Here is a 3,846-nt window from a genome sequence, read left to right on the forward strand (position 1 = left end):
ATTGTTGTGGTTATGGGTATTGTGTTTCCTTGTGTGTCTATTAGTTCTATCCATCCGGTTCCGTTTTTTATTTCTTCGTTGAAGGTTATTGTGATCACTTTATTCGTTGCCACATTCACAGCATTACTCACAGGATCAACCACACTCACAACAGGTGCTTTGATATCTGGAATAGTATAGGTTTCAGTGTAAACTCCGCTCCAGTTAGTTGCAGAGTCAACTGCTGCAAATTTAATTGTCTTGGTACTTTCCACTAAAATTGGGGTAGAATAAAGAGTTTTAGTGCTACTCGTTCTTGGATCACTGCCGTCTGTGGTGTAGTAGATCGTTGTTTCATTGTCCGATGTGAGGGTTACGTTCTGTGCTGTGTTGTAACTTCCTCCAGCTGGACTTGCACTGACTGTGAAGGGTACCAGGTTTGCGTACTTCAAACGTGAGTTCGCAGACATGTAACTTACACTGAGGTTTCCTGATGGATCCATTGCAATGGATAACCAGTTTCCAGCACCGTCAATTGTGTCTATGAAATTGGTGATCCAGTTTGTACCCTCCTTGTAGGCGTACTTCAGGTTTCCACTTGTGAAGTCAGTGTATATTATCCTTGGATTTCCTGACTGATCCAACAGCAATTTACAGGCTGAAGCCTTCAGGGTAGTTACTGTTTCAATGATCCACTGTGTACCGTTCCATGAAGCGTACCTTAGGTCACCAGCGTTGAGGTAGTTACCTGCGTTAACGATGTAACTGATGTGTGGGTTACCTTCAGCATCAACTGCAATGGAGTTCCACATTCCAGTGTCACCTGAATCATCCACCTTGTTCATCTGCCACAGTCCTGGTGCTACCCTTGTGGCGCACTTAATATTGGTGGTACCTAAACTGTAGAAGCTGATGAATGGATTTCCATTTGAATCAACTGCAAGGGAATTCCAGTGACCATACTGTGCTGTTGGGGTCACAGTTTCCTGAACCCAGCCACTACCGTTGAGGTACATGAACTTAACCTTTTCTTCTGTATTCTCGTAGTAACTGATCATTGGCTGATCCTTGTAGAGAACCAGGTTGATGTAGGAAACATCTATGTTGCTGACCAGATTGAAGATGTGCCATCCTGTACTGTCCCTGTATGCGTACTTCAGTATGTCAGGTGTACTTTCACTGTAGGCTATGTGTGGGTTGCCCTGAGAATCAAGTACCAATGAGACGTAGTAACCAGACCCTGATTTAGTTGATTCAATGGTCTCTGTATGCCATCCTGTACTGTCCTTGTATGCATATTTAAGCTCGGGATATGCAGTATCTGACTCGGCCTTCTGGTAGTAGACTATATGTGGATTATCAGATGCATCAACTGCAATTGAATTGTACATACTGTTACTGTCAAGTATGGTGCTGTTCCATGTACCGGCTGCTGCTGGTTTGTCCAGTGCGTAGACCTCTGTGATCACGTTTGAGATGTATCCTGCTGCATCCACTGCAATGAACTTCAGAACAGTGGTTCCAACAAGGTTGATACTTATTGGCCAGTCGTAGAGTGTGCTGTTGGTTGTTGGGTTGGTTCCATCAAGGGTGTAGTAGATCTTGGGACTAGGATCCATGTTGTCAGTTGCACTTAACTTAACAATCTGATCTGTAGTGTAGGATCCGCCTTTCACATCTGCTGAAGCTACAGGTGCTTCAGTGTCCACCATGTTGTAGGTTTCGTTGTAGACAGGGCTCCAATTACCTGCTGCGTCGATTGCTGCGTATTTAATTGTTGTTGTGTTGCTGATGGTGATTGCACCGTTGTAGACACTTCTCGTGCTGCTGGTTCTTGGATCACTACCGTCGGTTGTGTAGTAAGTTGTTGTGTTTGTTGCGTCTGTGGTTGTTAGTACAACGTTTTGGGTGGTGTTGTAGCTAGTTCCACTTGGACTGCTTGTTACTGTCGGTGCTGTTTTATCGATGGTGTAAAGCAGCGTGATAAGGTCCGAGATGTTTCCAGAAGCATCCACAGCTATGAACTTCAAGATGGTGTTTCCTTCATTATCAAGACTTATCGGTCCATTGTAGAGAGTACTGCTCGTTGTGGGATCGTCTCCATTTAACGTGTAGTATATCTTAGGATCAGAATCCTGATCATCCAGAGCAATCAAGTTGACGAGCTTACTGGTGTTGTAGGTTCCCTCTGGCAGGTCTGCTGAAGGTGTTGGTGCCTGAATATCCTTGTCACTGGTTGTGATGTTTAGGGTTTTCACTGAACTGCCCAGGCTGTTGGTTGTTGTTAGTGTTACTGTGTACTTGCCTATGGTTGTGTAGGTGTGGCTTGGGTTCTGTTCAGTTGATGTGCTGCCGTCTCCGAAGTCCCAAAGGTATGTGAATGGGCCGGTTCCAGTTGATTTATCAGTGAACTGTACTGTGAATGGCACAGTGCCCTTGGTTTTGTCTGAAGAGAAGTTTGCAACTGTAGGTTCAGTAACACCGTTGACGTAGTAACCTGATGCTCCAGTGCTTCCAACACGGTTAACCCATCGAACTCCAGTGCCCTGTTTTGAGTACTGACAGTACGCGTAGCCTCCAAAGGCTACCATGGATCCGTCCGCGAGATTTTCAATTTCGTACTTGATCTTTATCATCCCATTGTCCATGAAAGTCGTGCTTGGATATAAACTCCTTGTGTTGGTCCCAAAGAGTCCTGCCCACAGGTCCACGAACATGATGTAGAATGTGTTGGATGAATTTGAAGTGTCCTGACCTTCGTAGATGGAATAATTATAGGCAGGACATGGCTTCCAAGTCTGAGGACCATAAATAAAATCAGCCTTTGTAAACGTCTCGTTAACTGTTGCTGGAACGTAGGTAAGAGCATCCAGAGAGGGATGAGATGTTTCTACTACCGGAGTCCACTGATAACCACTTGCAGTTATGTGGATCTTGAAGTTATCTGGAATCGTTCCATTAACTGCGATCATGAGTATTCCATCATCATCCCACCCCCTTCCTCCGGTATCGCTCAGGTAGATGGTACCGGACTGGGCAGTTGTGAAATTCACACTCCCATAATCACTAGTGTTGCTCGTGGTTACGTGCAGGGCGTTCTGTCCCTGGGTTGCACTTTGAGCCGAGGAATTGAAGAAGTTGTAGGTGTTGTTTTGACCTGTAACATTATCGTTATCGTTAAATCTTGCACCTGCATCATTCGCCACTGTTAAATTCACATCGGCGTTGGATGAAATAACATCTGCAGATACACTTCCGCAAAGAGTGAATACCATGGCACATACGAGTGCTAGTGATATTACATAGTTTTTCAAATTTTATCCGCCTCCATATAATTAGTAATCCGACATGTTAAGGATTATGTCTCGTTATAAATAAACCTTTAGATCAAATTACAAGGGCTTGAAAAAGATACTCCCCATCTCACGCATTCCTGAAATTCAAAACAAGCATATAAACAAGAATATTCAGTAAATACTTGAAAATAAGCAGTTTTAAGTTGAATTTCATTCTATTTTAGTGAATTATCTTTTTAAAAAATAAGAAAAGCTGGGACTTTATTTTTCTTGTGGATAGGTTTGGCTGTTGCACGATCTTTTCCCGGATCATGCAATACGTAAAAAATTAATATTATTCAAGAACTTATATTCAAATTTAGAGCTTTTAAAATGTTTTATTATGTAACAACAACTTCAAAACTAGTTTTTAAATTCATTTTAAAAATTAAAAAAAATAAAAAGGGGGTTATTTTTTCCTGCTTATGGCTATTCCACTTCCTATCATGAGCAGTGCTGATACTAAGGCTGTTATTGGCATTCCTGTGGTTTTCATTGGTATTGTTTTGGTTGTTGTTGCTGCGTTTACTGT

Annotated in this window: 1 protein-coding gene; it reads right to left on the bottom strand. The window is 42.7% G+C overall.

Annotated elements, in window-relative coordinates; translation table 11 throughout:
* The coding region (locus tag J2756_RS11660) for a chitobiase/beta-hexosaminidase C-terminal domain-containing protein (RefSeq protein ID WP_209585588.1) at positions 1 to 3,293 on the bottom strand (3,293 nt) is incomplete at its 3' end.
* Between the last annotated feature and the right edge of the window lie 553 nt (positions 3,294 to 3,846).

Origin of the sequence: Methanobacterium aggregans (assembly GCF_017874455.1) — an archaeon.
Lineage (GTDB): Archaea > Methanobacteriota > Methanobacteria > Methanobacteriales > Methanobacteriaceae > Methanobacterium_C > Methanobacterium_C aggregans.